General features: G+C 60.8%; 16 protein-coding genes, 2 tRNA genes and 1 pseudogene. 12 read left to right on the plus strand and 7 right to left on the minus strand.

What is annotated here, in order from left to right; translation table 11 throughout:
* Positions 1-31: 31 nt before the first annotated feature.
* A complete protein-coding gene (locus tag DXC67_RS05950) occupies positions 32-889 on the minus strand; it encodes a MurR/RpiR family transcriptional regulator (RefSeq protein WP_117637710.1) in 858 nt (285 codons plus the stop codon).
* A gap of 273 nt (positions 890-1162) precedes the next feature.
* Here DXC67_RS05950 and DXC67_RS05955 point away from each other — a divergent pair, with 273 nt between their 5' ends.
* From DXC67_RS05955 to DXC67_RS06000, 10 genes are all read left to right on the plus strand, one after another.
* A complete protein-coding gene (locus DXC67_RS05955; protein ID WP_117637711.1) occupies positions 1163-3166 on the plus strand; it encodes a fructose-specific PTS transporter subunit EIIC in 2004 nt (667 codons plus the stop codon).
* A gap of 549 nt (positions 3167-3715) precedes the next feature.
* Positions 3716-3979, plus strand: a complete 264-nt coding sequence (locus DXC67_RS05960; protein ID WP_022094575.1) for an HPr family phosphocarrier protein — start codon at positions 3716-3718, stop codon at positions 3977-3979.
* A 133-nt stretch (positions 3980-4112) separates the two neighbouring features.
* Positions 4113-5816, plus strand: coding sequence for a phosphoenolpyruvate--protein phosphotransferase (gene ptsP / locus DXC67_RS05965; RefSeq protein ID WP_055250441.1), 1704 nt, complete (start codon positions 4113-4115; stop codon positions 5814-5816).
* A 74-nt stretch (positions 5817-5890) separates the two neighbouring features.
* A complete protein-coding gene (locus DXC67_RS05970) occupies positions 5891-6823 on the plus strand; it encodes a 1-phosphofructokinase family hexose kinase (RefSeq protein ID WP_055250439.1) in 933 nt (310 codons plus the stop codon).
* Between the two features lie 183 nt (positions 6824-7006).
* Positions 7007-7939 carry a 1-phosphofructokinase family hexose kinase gene (locus DXC67_RS05975; protein WP_117637712.1) on the plus strand — a complete coding sequence of 311 codons (933 nt, stop codon included), beginning with the start codon at positions 7007-7009 and terminating at the stop codon, positions 7937-7939.
* 164 nt (positions 7940-8103) lie between these two features.
* Positions 8104-9510 carry a CCA tRNA nucleotidyltransferase gene (locus DXC67_RS05980; RefSeq protein ID WP_117637713.1) on the plus strand — a complete coding sequence of 469 codons (1407 nt, stop codon included), beginning with the start codon at positions 8104-8106 and terminating at the stop codon, positions 9508-9510.
* A 116-nt stretch (positions 9511-9626) separates the two neighbouring features.
* Positions 9627-9703: transfer RNA gene (locus DXC67_RS05985), tRNA-Glu, on the plus strand.
* A gap of 22 nt (positions 9704-9725) precedes the next feature.
* A tRNA-Glu gene (locus DXC67_RS05990) sits at positions 9726-9802 on the plus strand.
* A gap of 150 nt (positions 9803-9952) precedes the next feature.
* On the plus strand, positions 9953-11260 hold the full coding sequence (locus DXC67_RS05995) for a lysylphosphatidylglycerol synthase transmembrane domain-containing protein (protein WP_117637714.1): 1308 nt from the start codon (positions 9953-9955) through the stop codon (positions 11258-11260).
* 116 nt (positions 11261-11376) lie between these two features.
* Positions 11377-11988, plus strand: coding sequence for a TetR/AcrR family transcriptional regulator (locus DXC67_RS06000; protein WP_158551299.1), 612 nt, complete (start codon positions 11377-11379; stop codon positions 11986-11988).
* Between the two features lie 3 nt (positions 11989-11991).
* Here DXC67_RS06000 and DXC67_RS10610 read toward each other — a convergent pair.
* The 6 genes and pseudogenes from DXC67_RS10610 to DXC67_RS06030 all read right to left on the minus strand — a co-directional run.
* Positions 11992-12216 (minus strand): annotated as a pseudogene (locus DXC67_RS10610) (DDE-type integrase/transposase/recombinase); the annotation flags it as partial.
* A 29-nt stretch (positions 12217-12245) separates the two neighbouring features.
* Positions 12246-13562: an ABC transporter ATP-binding protein gene (locus DXC67_RS06010; protein WP_117637716.1), complete on the minus strand. Its 1317-nt coding sequence runs from the start codon at positions 13560-13562 to the stop codon at positions 12246-12248.
* Entirely contained in the window at positions 13563-14585 is a 1023-nt protein-coding gene (locus DXC67_RS06015) for an iron ABC transporter permease (RefSeq protein WP_117637717.1), read from the minus strand. It abuts the gene before it with no gap.
* A gap of 22 nt (positions 14586-14607) precedes the next feature.
* Positions 14608-16179: an ABC transporter substrate-binding protein gene (locus DXC67_RS06020; protein ID WP_117637718.1), complete on the minus strand. Its 1572-nt coding sequence runs from the start codon at positions 16177-16179 to the stop codon at positions 14608-14610.
* Positions 16180-16183: 4 nt separating this feature from the next.
* Positions 16184-16717 carry a hypothetical protein gene (locus DXC67_RS06025; protein WP_117637719.1) on the minus strand — a complete coding sequence of 178 codons (534 nt, stop codon included), beginning with the start codon at positions 16715-16717 and terminating at the stop codon, positions 16184-16186.
* Positions 16718-16862: 145 nt separating this feature from the next.
* Positions 16863-17789, minus strand: a complete 927-nt coding sequence (locus tag DXC67_RS06030; protein ID WP_117637720.1) for a sirohydrochlorin cobaltochelatase — start codon at positions 17787-17789, stop codon at positions 16863-16865.
* Between the two features lie 458 nt (positions 17790-18247).
* On the opposite strand from DXC67_RS06030, the gene cobM reads away from it, so the two are divergent.
* On the plus strand, positions 18248-19039 hold the full coding sequence (gene cobM / locus DXC67_RS06035) for a precorrin-4 C(11)-methyltransferase (protein WP_117637721.1): 792 nt from the start codon (positions 18248-18250) through the stop codon (positions 19037-19039).
* Position 19040: 1 nt separating this feature from the next.
* Positions 19041-19342, plus strand: a 302-nt coding sequence (locus DXC67_RS10615; RefSeq protein ID WP_233503183.1) for a cobalt-precorrin-5B (C(1))-methyltransferase, incomplete at its 3' end; no start/stop codon positions are given.

A 19342-nucleotide genomic window follows, 5' to 3' on the forward strand; every position in this document is an offset into this window, starting at 1 on the left:
GCGAGTGGCGTTTATCGGCTCCCTAAAATGTCTACTCTACGACCTTATCCGGCTGGATGAGCTCTTCGTAGTAGCTGATGTGCTCGCGCGCGTCCTCGATTTCGGGCAGCAGGAAGTTGTAGATGACCTCTATGATCATCGTGGCGCTCATCTTGGAGAACGCGAAGTCGCCCGTTGTCAGCAGTGCCTCGTGATTGACGGTATTAAAGGTGTAGTCGGCTAGGCGCGCAAGTGGAGACTTGCTGTCGCTGCTGATGACGACTACAGTGGCGCCGCAATCGCGAGCTGCTTTTGCCATGCGGTTCAGTCGACGCGACTTGCCAGAGTTCGAGATCAACACGATAACATCACCAGGGCGCAACGTGAGCGCGAAACCAATCGAGGTCTCGCTGATGGTGCTTGCCATGCAGCGAAGGCCCAGCTGCGAAAACTTAAATGTCGCATCGAGCGCGACCGCGTTCGTATTGCCCACGGCGGCGAACTCAATAACGCCGGCATTCTTAAGCGCGTGCACAACTGCGGCCAACGTGTCGTGATCAATGCCGTCGATGGTCGCATTAAGCTCACTCACCTTGGCGGCGAGGATATTTTTAAGGCTCTGCTCCATGTTGTCGAGCGAGACCTCGTCGGTCAGGCCCTCGTTGCGCTGACTCTCCAAGTCGCGAGCCAACGAAAACTGAAAGCTGCGGAAGCTGCCAAAGCCCAGCTTGCGGCAGAAGCGCGAAACCGTCGCCTCGGACGTGGCAGCGGCTCGTGAGAGCTGGGCGGCCGTCAGGCGCGGCGCCTCGGACTGGTGCTCCAATATATAGTCGACAATGCGCTGCTCGGAATCGCTGTACCCTTTGTGTGTGCTAATAAGGGAGAGCGCGCTCTTGCTGCTATCGGTCATGGATGGCTCCTGGTTGGCATTGAAAATCGGACTCGTTTTTCAATGCCATAGTATACGTGCATTTTCAATTACAAGATACACCTTGCCGTTTCAAGTGTTGATGGTAAACTTTCACTTACCGTTTACGGTTATGAAAGAACCTTTCACCGGAGAATTGCGCCTTATCTCTTCTCACGCGGACGGTAGGTTGGTATCTTTCAAGTGTGGAAAAACGCGCATTGAAGCGCGTTTAGGGGAGCGCCTGCGGGCGCAGTACTCAAGAAGGAGGGACACATGGCTAAGTTTGACATCATCGCCGCGACCGGTTGCCCGACCGGCATTGCGCACACCTTCATGGCGAAGGAGGCGCTGGAGAAGGCAGCTGCCGAGCGAGGTCTGACCATTAAGGTCGAGACTCATGGCCAGGTCGGTGTCGAGAACGAGCTCACCAAGAGCGAGATCGCCGGTGCCAAGGCCGTCGTCGTCGCAGCCGATAAGGATGTCCAGGCTGAGCGTTTCGCCGGTAAGCCCATGGTTTCCGTCGGTGTTTCCAAGGCCCTGTCCGTCGAGGCCGCCGGAAAGCTGATCGACCGCGCGCTCGCCGCCAAGGGCGACGACACGGTTGCCGCTGCCGCCGATGTCGAGGACGAGGTCGAGGAGAAGGAGTCCATCGGTCACGTCATCTACAAGCACCTCATGAACGGCGTCAGCCACATGCTGGTCTTCGTCGTTGCCGGTGGTGTTCTGACCGCCATTTCGTTCCTGTGGGGCATCACGTCCTTTGATTCGACGGCTGCCGACTACAACAGCTTTGCCGCGATGCTCAAGATTATCGGCGGTATCGCCATGAACCTCATGGTTCCGGTGCTCTCCGCCTACATCGCCGAGTCTATCGGCAAGCGCCCGGCGCTCGTCCCCGGTTTCGTCGCCGGTATGATTGCCATCCAGGGTCTGCCCGTTAACGCCGATACTGGCATGATCGACGCTGGAGGCTCGGGTGTGGGCTTTGGCTTCCTGGGCGGCATCGTCGGCGGCTTCCTCGCTGGCTATGTCATCCTGCTGCTCGAGAAGGTTTTCTCTAAAATTCCCGCGAGCCTTAATGGCCTGAAGGCAATCTTCCTTTATCCGCTGTGCTCTACCGCCATCGTCGGCCTAGTCATGCTCGGTATTTCCGGCCCCATGGCTGCCATTAACCAGGGCATGATGGATTTCCTGCAGAGCCTCGGTAACTCCGGTCCGGTGATCCTTGGCCTGGCCATCGGCTGCATGTGCGCATTTGACATGGGCGGCCCGGTCAACAAGGCTGCTTACGCTACTGGCACCTTCCTGCTCGGTACCGCTCTCGAAGCTGGCGTCGGCACCGAGACCTACAACTTCGGCACCAACTTCATGGCTGCCGTCTCCGCCGCTTGCATCGTTCCGCCGCTGATCACCACCTTCGCCGTCGTTGTCGGCAAGAAGTACTTCAGCCAGGAGGATCATGACGCCGGTATCGTCAACCTTATCCTTGGTTGCACCCACATCACCGAGGGCGCCATTCCGTTCATGACCAAGAACATCTGGCCCGTCATGCCCATCATGATGGTCGGTTCTTCCATCGCTTCCATCTTGACCATCTTCTTCAACGTTCACGATCCGGCGCCTCACGGCGGCTTCCTGGTCCTGCCCGTTGTCGAGAACGGCCCGCAGTGGGTCCTCGCGATCCTCATCGGCGCCGTGGTCGGTGGCATCCTGTTCGTGGCCTTCAAGAAGTACGACTTCGAGAAGAATCAGAAGGCCGCTCCTGTAGCCAAGCCGGTTGAGGCTTCCAAGGCCGCTGCCGTTGAGGCCCCTAAGGCCGAGGCTGCCGACTTCGTGAAGGTTGAGAATGTCTTTGTCGCCGAGGACTTCGCTTCTCGTGACGAGGCTCTGAGCTTCGTTTCCAACCAGGCTGTCAAGGCCGGTATCGCCGGCGACGCCGACGCCGTGATGAACGCCTTCCTGGCCCGCGAGGCCGAGGGCACCACGGGCATGATGGAGGGCTTCGCCATCCCGCATGCCAAGTCCGACGCCATTACCGAGGCTGCCGTCATCGTCGTCAAGGACGAGTCTGGCGTGACCGGTTGGGACACCATGGACGGCGCTCCCGTCAACGTGGCCATCGCTCTGCTCATCCCGGGTGCCCAGGCTGGCACCACGCACCTCAAGATCCTGTCCAAGGTCGCCGAGGCGCTCATGGACGAGGACTTCCGTGGCACCGTCAAGGGTTCCACCGACGCCGCCGAGATCGCCAAGACGATCAACGCCCGCCTGGTCTAATCCCACAGTACGCGAATAACATCGCCCCCTGTAACAAAGGCGAGGACTCCACCAGGAGCCCCCGCCTTTTTCTATGCCCTCCCATAAGTTGCGGTGAAATGGGGACTGTTTAAACGATTCAACCCAAAATTCAGTCCCTATTTCACCGCAACTTACAAAAGGGCATAGAGTGGGCTGCCTATCGAGTCTTTGTCGCGAACAAGTCATCAGCCAGAATTCCGTTCGCACGATATTACTTTGGACCGACCGAGTTTCCGCAGTTTGCTCGCCCCGGACCCCGCGCGCGGGGGCCATGAGGTTTATCGCGAGTTCCGCACGAGCCGAAGAGCACTTAATGTGCTCTTCGTGCGAGCAGGACTGTAGAGCAGGAAATCTCATGGCCCCCGCGCGCGGGGTCCGGGGCGAGCAAGCGGACAGAACAGACAACTGTCCAACAATTCGTGCGAAACACAATGAAAAACCGTTTGATGTGAGTTAATATAAACAACGTCGTGAATCTGACTCCTGCCACATGCATGACAGGGGTTAAACACAAAAAAGGAGTCAACTATGGTTTCTGAGAAGGCTACCCTCGTTAATCCTCAGGGTCTGCACATGCGTCCGGCTGGTCTGTTCGCCTCCACCATGGGCAAGTACGCCTGTGACGTGACGGTCGTCACCCCCGAGAAGGAGGTCAACGGCAAGTCCCCGATGGCCCTCATGGCTGCTGGTATCCCCTGCGGCACCGAGGTCGAGGTCAAGTGCGACGGCGCCGACGAGGCCGAGGCTCTGGCTGCTGCCATCGAGCTCATCAAGAGCGGTCTTGGCGAGTAGAACTCAAACGGGTCGCATGTTGAACAATTAAGTTCATACTTGGGGGCGCAGTGACCTGTATCAAGGTAGCTGCGCTCTTTTGTCATGGATATGGCAAAACGCTTTATCACATGGCACGGAGAGAGGAATGGGAATGTATCAGGGAGTCAACGCATCCGAGGGCATCGGAATCGGCACCGTTATGGTCGCCGTCGATCCCGACTTGACGTTTGAGCCGCACGAGGTTGCTGATTCGGCAGCAGAGAAGGAGCGCTATCAGACCGCTCTTTCGGTCTTCTGCGAGAAGACCCAGGCTCAGGCCGACCACATGAAGGAGACGGTGGGCGAGGCCGAGGCCGAGATCATGAGCGGACACATTGTCCTGGCTCAGGATCCGGGCATGACCGACGCCATCAACGCCGCCATTGACGGCGGCACCTGCGCCGAGCAGGCGCTCATGGACACCTCGACCATGTTCGAGAACATGTTCCTGTCCATGGACGATGAGATGTTCCGTCTGCGCGCGGCCGACATCGCCGACATCCGCACCGGTATTCTGGCCGAGCTGCTGGGCAAGGAGGTCGTCGACCTTTCCGTCCTGCCTGAGAACACCGTCGTTGTCGTGCACGACCTCACGCCGTCCATGACCGCCACGATCGATAAGGCGCACGTTGCCGGTATCGTCACCGAGACTGGTGGCCGCACGTCGCACTCCGCAATCATTGCGCGCGCCCTCGAGATCCCTGCTGTCCTTTCGGTTTCCAACAGCTGCACCGCACTGCGCAACGGCATGACCGTTGTCGTCGACGGTGGCAAGGGTATCGTCGAGGCCGATCCCGATGAGGAGACGCTCGCCGCTTACACTGCCAAGGCCGAGGCTTTCGCTGCCGAGAAGGCGGCTCTCGAGGCCTTCCGCGGCAAGCCGTCCGTGACTGCCGACGGCATCAAGAAGATCATTGCCTGCAACATCGGCAACCCCGATGACGTACCCAACGCGCTCGATCACGACGCCGAGGCTATCGGCCTGTTCCGTTCCGAGTTCCTGTTCATGGACTCTGCTGAGCTTCCTTCCGAGGAGGAGCAGTTCAACGCCTACCGTAAGGTCGCCAGCGCGCTCAAGGGCGCTCCGGTCATCATCCGCACGCTCGATGTGGGTGGCGACAAGGAGATTCCGTACCTGCACATGGTCAAGGAAGAGAACCCCTTCATGGGCTTCCGCGCCGTGCGTTACTGCCTGGCCAACCCCGACCAGTACAAGGTCCAGCTCCGCGCCCTGCTGCGCGCCAGCGCCTTCGGTGACGTCAAGATTATGATCCCGCTCGTCACCTGCGTCGAGGAAGTCTTGGCTGTCAAGGAGCTCGTCGAGCAGTGCAAGACCGAGCTGACCGAAGAGGGTCGCAAGTTCAACGAGAACATCGAGGTCGGCATCATGGTCGAGACGCCTGCAGCCTCGCTGCTCGCTGACCGCCTGGCCGAGGTCGCCGACTTCTTCTCCATCGGCACCAACGACCTGATCGGCTACACCATGTGCGCCGACCGTGGCAACGACACCATCTCCAACCTGTACCAGGTTTACTATCCCGCCGTGCTCCGCTCGCTCAAGAACATCATCGAGAGCGGCGTGAAGGCCGGCATCATGGTCGGTATGTGCGGCGAGGCCGCTGCCGATCCGTTGCTCGAGCCGCTGCTGATCAGCTGGGGCCTGGAGGAGTTCTCGATGAGCGCTCCGTCCATCCTGCGCGCCCGCAAGACCATCAGCCAGTGGACCAAGGCCGAGTGTGACGAGCTCGCCGAGAAGGCGCTCGCCTGCAACACCGCCGCCGAGGTCAAGGCACTGCTCGAGTCTGCTGCTCGCTAATTTGGTATCAGAGGTAACCGCGTGGTTGGAATGGGCCGGCCACGCGGCCCTCACATATACAGGGGGTACTGTAAATGTTCTACACGCTAACCGCTAACCCGGCTGTCGACATGACGGTTTCGAGCTCTCCGCTCGAGCCCGACGAGAACGTCCGCACCGGCTCGGCCAGCTACACGGCTAACGGCAAGGGCCTCGACGTGTCCTTCGCCTTTAAGAAGATGGGCGTCGACACCGTCGCGCTCGGTTTCTTCGCCGGCTTCACGGGCAAGTTCATCGTCGAGGAGGTCATGAACCTGGGTTGCCTCTGCCGCCCGGTCTGGACCGACGGTATCACGCGCATCAACACCTACGTCAACGATGGCCAGCACGAGTACGGCATCCTGAACCCCGGTGCTCCGATCACGCCGCAGCATCAGGAGGAGCTCTACAACATCCTGGACACCGCGGGCGACCTTGAGTGCCTGATCGTCTCCGGCTCCGTGCCTCCCAAAGCTACGCCCGACTTCCTGGCTCAGGTCATGGAGCACGCTCAGGCCCGTGGCGCCGACGTCGTCCTGGACCTGTCCTCCGACAAGCTCAAGGAGCTCGCTCACAAGAAGCCGCTGCTCATTAAGCCGAACCATCACGAGATGAAGGCTATCTTCGGCGTGCCGGTCGACACCGACGACGAGGTCCGCGTTGCCATGAAGCTGGCTCACGAGGCCGGCGTCCAGAACGTGCTGCTCACCCGTGGTAGCCGCGGTGACGCTTACTTCTCCAACGGCGAGGACATCTGGTATGCCAAGCGTGAGTTCAACATCAAGCTTGTCTCTTCCGTCTGCGCCGGCGACTGCACCCTCGCTGCGTTCCTGCACAAGTGGTACAGGGATCGCGACAACGTCGAGGAGGCCATGAAGCTCGCTATGGCCACCGGCGCCAACGTTGCTGAGTCCGTCGGCATCGGCGACTTTGGTCACGTCGACGAGTACAGCAAGCGCGTTGCCGTTCGCAAGCTCGATCGCAAGTAAGCGAAACACGACAAACTCGTGCGCATACGGCGTCCCGGTTTCGACCGGGGCGCCGTTTTTTGTCCCACTCGAACCTCGGAGCCGCGCTTCACGCGTTCCACACCGTTCACCGAGTTGTTGTAGCCTTTTGCCGAAGCGTGGAATATACTTTCATTAACACGTTGCTTCGTGAAAGGAACATTCATGATTTACACGCTTACTGCAAATCCCGCTATTGACTACAACATCTCCTGCGATGGCTTGTCCGCCAACACCGTTACCCGCACCCGTAACGCTGTCTACACCCCCAACGGCAAGGGTCTCAACGTTTCGTTTACGCTCGACCACTACGGCGTCGACACCACGATCCTGGGCTTCTTCGCCGGCTTCTCGGGTGAGTATATCGTTAAGGGCGCCGAGGCCCTGGGCGTGCCCGTCAAGCCCGTGTGGACTGACGGCATCACGCGTGTTAACGTGTTCCTCAACGCCGGTCCCGACACCGAGTACAACATGGTCAACGCCGGTGCCGCCATCAACGAAGCCAACGAGCAGGAGATGTTTGAGCTTATCGATTCGCTCGATGACATGACCTGCCTGGTTATCAGCGGCTCGCTGCCCCCCAACACCTCCGAGAGCTTCCTGGCAGAGGTCCTGCGTCGCGTGAAGGCGAAGGGCGCCGAGTTCGTGCTCGATATCTCGAGCCATCAGCTGGCCGACCTCATTGCTATGGAGCCGTTGCTCATTAAGCCTAACGACGACGAGCTGCTCGACATCTTTGGCATTAAGGTGAGCGGTGGCGACGACGAGTCCGTCAAGGGCGCCATGGCCGAGCTGCACGCCAAGTGCGCTAAGAATGTACTGCTGACGCTCGGCGGCGACGGCGCGTACTTCTCCAACGGCGAGCACATCTGGTTTGCCAACCGCACCTTCGACGTCAAGCTGCTGTCGACCGTCTGCGCGGGCGACTCCTCGCTGGCCGCCTTCCTGTCCGTGTGGCACGACGCCCCCGAGCGCGTCGAGGATGCCCTGCGCCTCTCGATGGCCACCGGCGCCAACGTGGTCGAGTGCCCGGGTCTGGGCGATTTTGCCAAGGTCGATGAGTATCAGAAGGGTATTGCAATCCGTCAGGTTTGCTAGTTCCGGCACCTTGCCTGAATAGTTCAATTATTTCGCATCCGTCTTAGACCAGGACGGATGCGTTTTTGTTTATCGGACTTGCGTGTGCAGTGGAGGCTGTTTCTTGCTAGACTTCTTGCAGACGCAATCGATAGCCAATTTGATAGTCGCAGGAGGCCATAGGCATGTGCAATGTTTCGCTCAACGGTACGCAGCCGACCGATGCCTCTATCCGTGTCCTGCGTGCGCTTGAGGCAGCAGGTCTTGAGGCTTGGTACGTGGGCGGTTGGGTACGTGATGCCCTGATGGGACGCCCTAGCCACGATGTTGACATGTGCTGCAGCGGCCTGTGGCAGGAGTCCAAAGAGGCGCTCGAAGCGGCTGATATTGCCGTGGTTGAGTCGGGCATAAAATTTGGCGGCATCACGGCTATTTGCGATGATGAGCGCATTGAGGTCACCACCTACCGCCTAGACGGCTTTTACACCGACGGCCGCCATCCCCAGAGTGTGGAGCGTGCGGCGTCGCTTGAGGACGATCTGGCGCGTCGTGACTTTACCGTTAACGCTATGGCCTGGCATCCCGAGCGTGGTCTTGTCGACCGCTACGATGGTCAGGGCGACCTAGACCGCAAGCTCATCCGCGCCGTTGGAGATCCCAAGCGTCGTTTTAACGAGGACGCGCTTCGCATGCTGCGCGCGGTGCGTTTTGCCTGCCGTCTGGATTTTATGATCGAGCCTAAGACTAAACAGGCGCTTGCCGAGTGCGCGCCGCTGCTCGATGCTGTGGCGCGCGAGCGCGTGGGCATTGAGCTCGAGGGCATTCTTTCGACCGGCCATGGGGGAGACGCGATGCTGCGCTACCCCGAGCTTGTTTGCGCCGCCGTGCCCGAGCTCGCGTCCGCTCGCGGGTTTGATCAACGCAGCGTCTATCATGCGTTTAACGTCTACGAGCATATCGCCCGCGTGCTGACGGTGGCAGGGGAGCTGGCGCTGTGCGACGGCGTCGCGCCCTCGTCGAGCCTTATGTGGGCGGCGTTTTTGCACGACGTTTCCAAACCCGAGTGCTTTACGGTCGATCACGACGGCAGCGGCCACTTCTACGGTCATCCCGAGCTCGGCGCCAAGAAGGCGCGTGTCATCATGGATCGCCTGGCGCTCTCGCACGATTTGGTGCGCGATGTGTGCCTGCTGATCAAATACCATGACAAGCCGCTGCGCCCCGAGCGCTCCTGCCTGCTCAATATGATGCGCGCGCTTTCGGGCGAGGGTGTCGATACGCCGCGTCTGATGGACGAGCTCATGGACCTTAAGCGTGCCGACACGCTCGGCAAGGCGCCCTCGTGCTTCTATTACGTCGAGACGATCGAGGAGATGCGTACGCTCGCCCACGATCTGCTGCAGGCGGGGGAGCCCTATACACTCAAGATGCTTGCCATCAATGGTGGCGACCTGATCCGCGCCGGCGTCAAGCCGGGGCCGGAGCTGGGACAGCTTCTCAACGCCGCCCTCGACGCCGTGATCGAGGACAACATCCCCAACAACCGCGAAGCCCTCCTGGCTCATCTCAACTTGAACTATCTAACCAGTTGACCTGCGCGTTCCATAACCTGCCGACAATTTTTTCGGCAATTTGGAATTTCTTCTTGCGCTGATGTTTTTTGTCCCGTAATATATTTCCTCGCAGCACGGCAGTGCAGATGTCATGTGGCCCGTTCGTCTAGCGGTTTAGGACGCCGCCCTCTCAAGGCGGAGATCACCAGTTCGAATCTGGTACGGGCTACCACTTCTTTTCTGCTGAGGCTTATGGCCCGTTCGTCTAGCGGTTTAGGACGCCGCCCTCTCAAGGCGGAGATCACCAGTTCGAATCTGGTACGGGCTACCATGAATCTGAGACCCGGACTTCCCACGGAAGCCCGGGTTTTTTATTATCAAACAACTGTCTGTCATTCCCGTTTGAACAAGAGCTTTGCGTTCTGCTTATGGCCCTTACGGGTACAATAACCAAGATATTTTGACTGTTAGAAGGAGTCTCATGACGGAGTCCTCTCAGCATACGTCCAAGCCCCAGGTCGAGGTTGAGGCCTCGGGCGGCGATGACAATAAGAGCGCACGCCGCGGCGCAATCTTTATCGGCGTTGTGCTGGTGGGTTATATCGTCTATCTGGTGGTAACCGGGCAGATGGGGCAGTTCTGGGCTGCTATGTCGAGCGTTCAGGCGCCCTGGCTCGTTGTCGCGTGTCTTTGCATGTTCATGTATCTGTTCTTTGGCATTGTGGCCTATGCGATCGCCGTCTGGCTCGACCCCAATTCGCCCGTCGGTATCCGCGACCTCATTTCGGTCGAGGCGAGCGGTATTTTCTTTGGCAACCTGACGCCCATGATGATGGGCTCTACGCCTGCCCAGATCTACCGCCTGACCAAAGCGGGCCAAAACGTGGGCGAAGCGGGTGCCACGCAGTTCACCCGATTTATTGTGTATCAGTTTGGCCTCGTTGCCTGGGGCGCCATTCTGCTGCTTGCCCGAATGCCGTTTTTTGCCGAGCGCTATGGCGACATGACGCTGCTGTGCGTCTTTAGTTTTGGCGGTCACTGCTGCATCCTGCTCGGCATCTTCGCCGTCGCGCTCATGCCTAAGACCGTCACGCGCGTCGCCCATTGCATCATCAATTGGCTTGAGCGCATTGGTGTCTCGGCCACTAAGATCGAGGGATGGCGCACGTTTGTCGATGGCGAGATCTACTCCTTCTCCGAGAAGTTCAAGCTTTCAGCCGGCCACTTTTCGTCCATGCTGCTCACGGTGGTCATCACCATGTTGCAGCTCGCGTTTTTCTACCTCGTGCCGTATTTCCTGATGCTCGCCTTTGGCCACCACGAGGTCGACTTTTTCTCGGTCATGGCCGCGAGCGCCTTTGTCCAGCTGCTGAGCTCTGCGGTCCCCTTGCCCGGTGGAACTGGTGGCGCCGAGGGCGGCTTTGCATTGTTCTTGGGTCATTTCTTTGGGTCGGCATCGACCGCCGGCTATCTGCTGTGGCGCCTCATTACGTTTATCGCGCCGACCATATTGGCTGCGCCCCTGCTGGGCCTTAAGAGCGCCCACAACGAGAGCATCCATGCGCGCTGGGATCGTGTGATGCGCAAGCTCGGCCGTACGCCTCAGACGCCCTCTGCGCCCACTAAGCCGCACCCCATGAATGCTGTTACCGTTGATCCCAAGAAGCACGCTCAGAAGGCTTCTGGGACCGCTAAGCCGGCTCATAAAGCCTATGTGCGACAGACAGGCGACGGTATCCGCGTGTCTCCGTCGGCACTCAATAAGAAGAAGCACCCTAAGTCGCAGTAGGGCAGTCGTGCGTTCTTCATGATGCGGGGCATATTTGTGCTGTATGGGGGATAATCCTCTTACGTAGATTATCTCTCATCTGTTGATGAATGCCCGCATATCGAAGGGACACGTCCATGGACACCAGCAAACCGCGTCTTGATCGCCGCATCGTTCGCAGCCGCAATGCCATCCTTTCCGCTTTCGAGCGCCTGCTCATGGAAAATCCGCTGGCAGACATTACGGTGAGTGCCATCGCGCGCGAGGCCAATGTCGACCGCAAGACCTTCTACGTGCACTTTGGTACGGTTGATGGCTTGCTCGATGCCATTGCCGTCGATGTGGTGGAGATGATTGTCGACTCGGTCGAGAAAACGCTTGCTTCCATGGACGGTGACACCAACGAGCGCGCCCTGGGCGCGGCGGCGACCTTCTTTAAAACCGTTAACGAGGCGCTGTGCAACAACCTGGTGCTCAATCGTCAGCTGATCGAGAACATTCCGCTCGATGATTTTATGGCTCGTCTTCGTGCGCCGCTCGAGCACGAGATTGCCGAGCGCGATCTGCTGCCCCAAGGTCTCAAGGACGAGATGTTCGACTACTATCTGGCGTTTTTGCTGTCGGGTATTATCGGAATCTATCGCACATGGGCGCTGTCTGACGGCTCGGTTCCTATCGAGCGCGTCTCGGAGGTCGCCAACGACCTGACTCTCAATGGCCTGTCGAGTCTGGAATCTCGCTTGGATTAGGCGCAGGCTTGAGTTCGCGAGGCGCTTGTCGGGGTGCAGCCCGATCGACCAGGCGACGAGCATCCCGCCGAAGCAGTCGATGACCGGGCTCAGGTAGACCTTCTCGCCGCCCGGGAGCCTGAACTCGGTGATGTCGGTGAGCCACAGCAGGTTGGGCTCGTCGGCGTGGAAATTCCTGTTTACGAGGTTCTCCGGCGCCTTGTAGACCTCGCCGGCGTAGGAGCTGTAGCCTGAGGATCCTTAAAAGAAAGTCCAGTTTATCCTTTCCACCCCAATTGGGAATCCTCCGATGCGCCTTCGCACGCTCGCATGACCTCGATACCGTGCGAGCGTGCGAACTCGACGAGCTCTGCGTTGCGGGCGTTTATGGTGCCGAAGGCGGCGGGACACACGATAAGGCGCGCGCAGTGGACGAGGAGCTCTTTGGCGCGGGCTATGGTTCTATCCCCGATCGGCTCGAAGGCGCGCTCGGTCACGCATTCCGCCGCCAGGTCGCGCGCGAGCTCGCAGTCGATGTCCCCTTCGTGCAGAACGCCCGTGTAGAACGCCTTGCCCTGCCGGATGAGCTGGCGAAACACAGCCGACCCCGTACCTGCGCCGGCGATGACGAACGTGTGCGCATCGCCGTGCGGGCGTCCAATTTCCACGCTGCCGAAGCGTTCGTTGAAGGTGCCATGTTGAAGGCCGTAGAGCTCGCCAATCGTCTCGCGCGTGAATATGTCCTCGGGTGCGCCGGCGCGGAAGACCCGGCCGTCCTTCACGCAAATCACCTTGTCGGCGCTTTTCTGCGCGAGCTCGAGTTCGTGGATGGACATGATGACAGCCACATTCCGCGATTTCGCAAGGTGGCGAAGTATTCGCAGCAGGTCGATCTGGTAGCGGATATCGAGATACGACGTGGGCTCGTCGAGCACGAGCACACGCGGATCCTGCGCGATGGCGCGTGCGAGCATGACGCGCTGGCGTTGCCCGTCGCTTATCTGCATGAAGTCGCGCTCGGCGAGCTCTTCCACACGTGCGGTTTTCATGGCCTCGTCGACCCGACTATGGTCGTCGGGCGAGAGTGTGCCCATTCGCCCGGTGTAGGGGTGCCTTCCCGCCTCTACGACATCGCGGCAGGTGAGGAGCTCGGTCCGGGGGCGATCTGTCAGCATAACGGCAAGGTTCCTTGCAAACTCCGCCGTCTTCCATCGGGAAATCTCCCGCCCGTCGAGCTCGACCGCGCCGGCAAGCGGTGCCAGATGGCGTGTGATGGTTTTTAAGATGGTCGACTTGCCCGAGCCGTTCGGCCCGATGAGCGCCACGACGTCGCCCGCGCGAACCTCCAGATCGACGCCTCCGACTACGACCTTCTTGTCGTAGCCCGCCGACAGGTCGCTTATGTGGAAAAGCGGCGCTCCGTCAGCCTGCGTTTCGACCGTAGTTTCGAGGTTCGGCTCCGCTCGGAAGAGGCGTTCCGCGCGCAGTTCCGCACGAGCCGAAAGTGCCTTCTGGCGCTTTCGTGCGAGCTCAGGACTGTCTAAGCATGGAATGTCCCCTCCGAGCGTTTTGGGCCGCGGCACGAATTCCCCCATCTACCTCACCCGCTTCTTCAACATGAGCGCGATAACCACCGGAGCGCCGAAGATGGCGGTGACGGCGCTGATGGAAAGCTCGACGGGAGAGAACAGCGTGCGCGCGATCAAATCGCAGCCCGCGCAGAAGATGGCGCCTCCCAAGAAGCACGCAGGAATCACGCGGATGGGCTTCGACGACTTTAGCGCCGACTTCACGAGATGCGGAACCGCGATGCCTACGAACGACACCGGACCAGCGAACGCGGTCACGCAGGCGGAGAGCATGCTCGCTAGAAGGACGAGCACCACGCGGAAGCGTTCGACGTTCACGCCGACGCTTTTCGCGTAGGCTTCTCCCAGCTGGAAGGCGGAAAGGGGCTTCGATATCGCGAATACGCATGCGCTCACGGTGATCACCACGACCGCGATGACCGCGATGTCGTCCCAGCTCGAACCCGAGAAGCTACCCAAAGACCAGTTGTGCAGGTTCACGATGGACTGGTCGTCGGCGAAGGCGATGAGGAAGTTCGTCGCCGCCGAGCAGATGTATCCCACCATGACGCCCGCCACGATGAGCATGGCCATGGAACTTATGCGCCGTGCGATGAGGAGCACGAAGCCGATGGTGATAAGCGAGCCCAGAAACGCTGCGGCCACCATGGCCGGCGAGGACATGGCCTGGTTCGCGCCTAGAAGTACGATCATCGTAAGCGCGACGACGAACTTTGCGCCCGAGGAGACGCCCAAGATGAACGGGTCGGCGATGGGGTTGTTGAAAAACGTCTGCAGCAGGAACCCGGAAAGCGAAAGTGCCCCGCCGAGAAGCACGGCTGAAAGCACGCGCGGCAGGCGAATCTCCCAGATGACCTGGCTTTCCATGGAATTGGCCGCGCCGCCCGAAAGGATGCCGGGGATGTGGTCTGCGGGCACGAGCACGCTCCCGATGCACAGGTTGGCCCCGACGAGCACGATGAGGGCAACAGCGAGCAGCGCCGTCACGACGCGACACCGCGCGGCGCGCCCCGATTCGTCGTATGCCATGGAAAGCCGGCTTCTCATGGCGCTAACCGAGCTTCCTCAGATAATGGAAGTCGCTCGCGTCATCGCCGGTGAACGCCCCGTGCAGCTCGTCGATAATGTCGGCGGTAGAAGTCATCTGCTGGTACATGTCGGCGCTTGTGACCCAGACGTTGCCGTTCTTCACGGCTTTGAACTGCGACAATAGCGCGTTTTTGCCTACGAAGTCGTTCAAGGTGGCAACCGATTCGTCGATGGTGCCGTTGTAGACGATGATGTCGGCATCCTTCGCCGTCGCGTAGAAGCGCTCCATTTCGAGCGTTACTGACGAACCTGACGTCGACGCCGTCTGCGCGTCATCGAGCGCATAGCTGCCGCCTGCAAGCTCGATCATCTGCGCCACGTAGTCGCCCGCCCGCCGCGTGACGGCGGCCCCGTTCGAGTTAATGTAGAAATACGCCACGGTTTTACCTGACGACGCGAGCCCCGACGTTTGCTCGACGCGGGCCTTCTGCTCGTTGAACAGGTGCGCGGCCTCGTCTTCCTTGTCGAACAGGACGCCGAAAAGCTTAATCCACTCGACGCGCCCGAGTGCTTCGGGCTCGCTCGACGACTGTTCGGTGAGCACGACGAGCCCGAGCTTCTGCAGCTTTTCCTTCACATCGGGCGTGTGGTTGATCATGGTGTTCTCGATGGCAAGCGTACAGCCCGAGGCCGATATTCGCTCGTAGTCGGGCGCGCTGTACTTGCCGCCGTAGGCGATCGCCCCACTTTCGAGTGCGCTTTTGAAGCCCACGACCGAGCAGTCGTCGGCCTTCGTGCCCGACATGATGATATTGTCGTTCGCATCGAGCGCGTCGACCAGGCACATCGTCGCCGACGACACGAGGTACACCTTGTCGGCGGGGCGCCTTATGACCGCGATGTCGGAGCTCAACCCATCAGGTACCTTCGCATCTTGCGGCACCACGAGGAAACGCTCCCCATTCGAAACGCAGATAAGCCGCAGACCGCCTTCGAACTCGTCGACAGTGAAGTGCTCGGCGTATTCAAGCTGAAGCGCCCCCGTCGGCTCCCAGCCGCAGCCCAAATCGGCGTTGTGGAAGTCGGCCGCGGCGCTTGAAGCCGTTCCCGCAGGGGAGCCGCCGCTTGCATCGTCGCCCGATTTCTCCTTCATGGTGGATGAGTCGAAGTGGAGCGTGTAGTCGATGGTGTGCGGCGTCGACATGGCGACGGTCTCGGCCGACACGGCGATGTCCTCGTCGAGCGTGACGGGTATCTCGAACGTGGAGTTGCCGCCGTCGTTTACGGGCGCGTAGTCCACGCCGTCGACGGTCATCTTGTCGTAGTTCGAACTCGACCAGGTGATGGTCGCGGTGTAGGTGTCGCCATCCTTCACAATTGTGGTGGGTGAGGCGATGCTTGCGCGCCCTGACCCGCCGGAAAGCGAGACGCTCACCGTGTATTCCTGAGAGCCCGCCGTGCCACCGGTCGCGTTCGGGCTCGCACTGCACCCCGCGAAGGGAAGCGCGAGCAGGGCGACGAGAACGCAGGCGATCGCGCGCGCCGCGATGCTGTGGAGCTTCCTGTTTTCCCCCTTGGGAAGAATCGACCGCATGGCGTTACTTCAGTGCGTCGGCGCGCAGATCGACGCCGGCGGATTCGAACACAAGTGTGCGGTCGTACCACTGCTCTTTTCTAATACTCCACGCGGCACAGGCGGTGTCCTCGTCGAGCGCATCAACGGGCACGTCGTAGGTGTACTTGCCTTCCGCGTTTTCCACATAGGGGATGAAGTCGGCCTCGCTTGCGGCGGCAGCCTCGTCGCCCGTGCCCATGAAGAGCTTGCCGTAGCCCGTGCCGGAAAGCGTCATCACGCAGTGCATGGAGCCGTTTTCCACGATGAGCTGGGCGTCCACAATCCTGAACATGTTCGAGCTGGAATCTACGGTGATCGGATAGGTGCCGTCAGCCACCTTGTCGGCGGTAATGGGGGCAGCGCTTGCGCCCTCGGGCGCATCGGCCGCCTGTTCGGTCTTTTCCTGGGAATCGGCATCGCTTGCCTTTGCGCTGCCGCTTGAATTTCCGCCGCAGCCGGCGAGCGAGAACGCGAAAAGCGCCGCCGACAGGGCGAAGACGAGGGTTTTCTTCAACATGGAGGGGTTCCTTTCAATCGCTTCGACCGCCCGCGCCGTGCGGTGGGCGGGCGGGATGCGAATGCAACGGGCATGCGTCGTCAGTCGGGGAAAGGCGCATGCCCGTTGCACGGGGACGCGACCGGTGCCCCCGTGCGCGGCGAGTTTACAGCTTGGCGATGGCGTCGTCCACGTGCGAGACGTAGATGTCGTCGACCGCGACGTTCTGTCCCAGACCCTGGAGCAGGCACGTCACTTCGAAGCCGGCGGCCACGAACTTCGCAGCCCAGCTGTCGGGGTCGGTCTCGTCTGCCATGTCGTTGTTCGCGTGGTCGCCCGCGACCACCATGAACGGCGCGAGCACGGCCTTCTTGTAGCCTGCGGCGCTCGCGGCGGCGATAACATCCTCGCAGGTCGGTTCAGCCTCGACGGTGCCGACGAAGAACTGCGTCAAGCCCTCGTTCTTGAACACTTCCTGCATCTTGGCATAGTCGGCGTTGGAATCGGCTTCGGTGCCGTGGCCCATGAGGCACAGCGCCGTCTTGCCGTCGTCGAAGGACGCCATGTTCTCCTTAATGGCTGCGGCCACCTTCTTGTAGTCGTCGTCGGAGGTGAGCAACGGGTCGCCGAGCGAGATCTTGTCGAACTTGTCGGCGTACTTGTCGAGCTCGTCTTTCACGTCGGTGTATTCCAGGCCGCCCATGAGATGCGTCGGCTGCACGACGATTTCCTTCACGCCGTCTTTCACGCAGCGGTCGAGCGCCTCGGTCATGTTGTCGATCGTGATGCCGTCGCGCTTCTTCAGCTTGTCGATGATGATCTGCGCGGTGAAGGCGCGGCGGATGTCGTAGTCCTGCCAGTACTTCTCGCGGATAGCGTCTTCGATGGCGCCGATGGTGATGTGGCGCGAGTCGTTGTAGCTCGTGCCGAAGCTCGTGACGAGGATGACCGGCTTCACGGCCTTCTCCTTTTCGCTCGATTTCTCGGAACTTGCGGAGGTGCTGGAGCAGCCCGCGAGCGCTATTCCGGCGAGCGCGACGGCTCCGGTTGCTGCGGCGCCCATGAAGCTGCGGCGTGACATCTGGTCGGACATGGTTTTTCCTTTCCTCGGTTTGCCGGTCCCCCGGCGACAGTTGCTTGTCGGCACAAGCGAAAGAAAAGCGCACCCCTCGGGGTTCACAAGGAGCTAACGCCACGGCGATGCCGTGAGGAAAAGGCGAAGCAGTCTGGCTTGGGGCGCGAGGCGGTTCGCCCGCGCGTCCTATACAGTAATGTCCCTTGCCCAGGATTCCCACCTGGTTCCCTCCGCAAGCCAGCGCGGGCTGTGCGGACGCCGCGCCGGTCATTTCCTTTTATCCGATTGTCATATGCTCGTTGCCGAATCTTTTACTATGATAGTGGGCACTTGTGAACGTGTCAAAGCCAGGGCGGGCGGCATTGCGCCTCCTGCCTGCGTATTTGCGCCGATTGCCGCTTCGGGCGCCGTGTTTTGCCCGCTGCGCGAATGGCGGCGTAAACGGTTGCGATGAGAAACGGGAAGGGAAGGCTCGGATGATTCATATCGTTGGCGCAGGCTCGGGCGCCGCCGACCTTATCACGCTGCGCGGGGCGCGCCTTCTGCGCGCGGCCGACGTAGTCGTTTGGGCGGGAAGCCTTGTGAATCCCGAGCTGCTCGCCGAGTGCAAGGAATCCTGCGTCGTCTACGACAGCGCGCACATGACCTTGGAGGAAGTGCTCGACGTGATGTGCGCGGCAGATGCGCGGGGCGAGGAAGTGGTGCGCCTGCACACGGGCGACCCGTGCCTGTACGGCGCCATCCAGGAGCAGATGGACGCGCTCGACGCGTGCGGCGTGGACTACGAGGTGGTGCCCGGCGTGTCGAGCTTTTGCGGTGCCGCGGCGGCGCTTCGCCAGGAATACACGCTGCCGGGAATCAGCCAGTCGGTCGTGATCACGCGGCTTTCCGGACGTACCCCCATGCCCGCGGGCGAGGGCATGCGCACCATGGCGGAAAGCGGCTCGACTATGGTCATCTTCCTGAGCTCGGGTATGCTCGCCGAGCTTTCCGCCGAGCTTTTGGGCGCGGGCCGCAGCTCCGACGAGCCGGCGGCGCTCGTGTACAAGGCGACCTGGCCTGAGGAGCGCGTGGTGCGCTGCACAGTGGGCACGCTCGCCGATGCGGGCGCGCGAGAGGGCATCGACCGCACGGCGCTCGTGGTGGTGGGCCGCGTGCTCGGAGCTCGTGGCGGGCTTGCGCACATCGGCGCGCAAGCGGAGTCGTACGAGCGCAGCAAGCTTTACGACCCTTCGTTTGCCACAGGGTATCGAAAGGCGAGCAGCTAGCGTGGCCTTCGAGCACTACATATATACCGGGACGACCCGCCTGCGCTGCGGCTACACCACGGGGAGCTGCGCCGCGCTCGCGGCGAAGGCGGCCTGTGAGATGCTCTTGTCACGAAAGCCCGTCGGCCGCGTGTCGATCGTCACCCCCGGCGGGCTGCCCGTCGAGGCGAACGTGGTAGACGCATGTATCGGCGAGGGGTGCGCCCAGTGCGCCGTGCGAAAGGACGCAGGCGACGATGCCGATGTGACCGACGGCGTACTCGTGTACGCGCGCGTGGAACATGCGGGGTCGGGCACGGGGGG

It is taken from the genome of Collinsella sp. TF07-1 (assembly GCF_003437235.1).
Classification (GTDB): domain Bacteria; phylum Actinomycetota; class Coriobacteriia; order Coriobacteriales; family Coriobacteriaceae; genus Collinsella.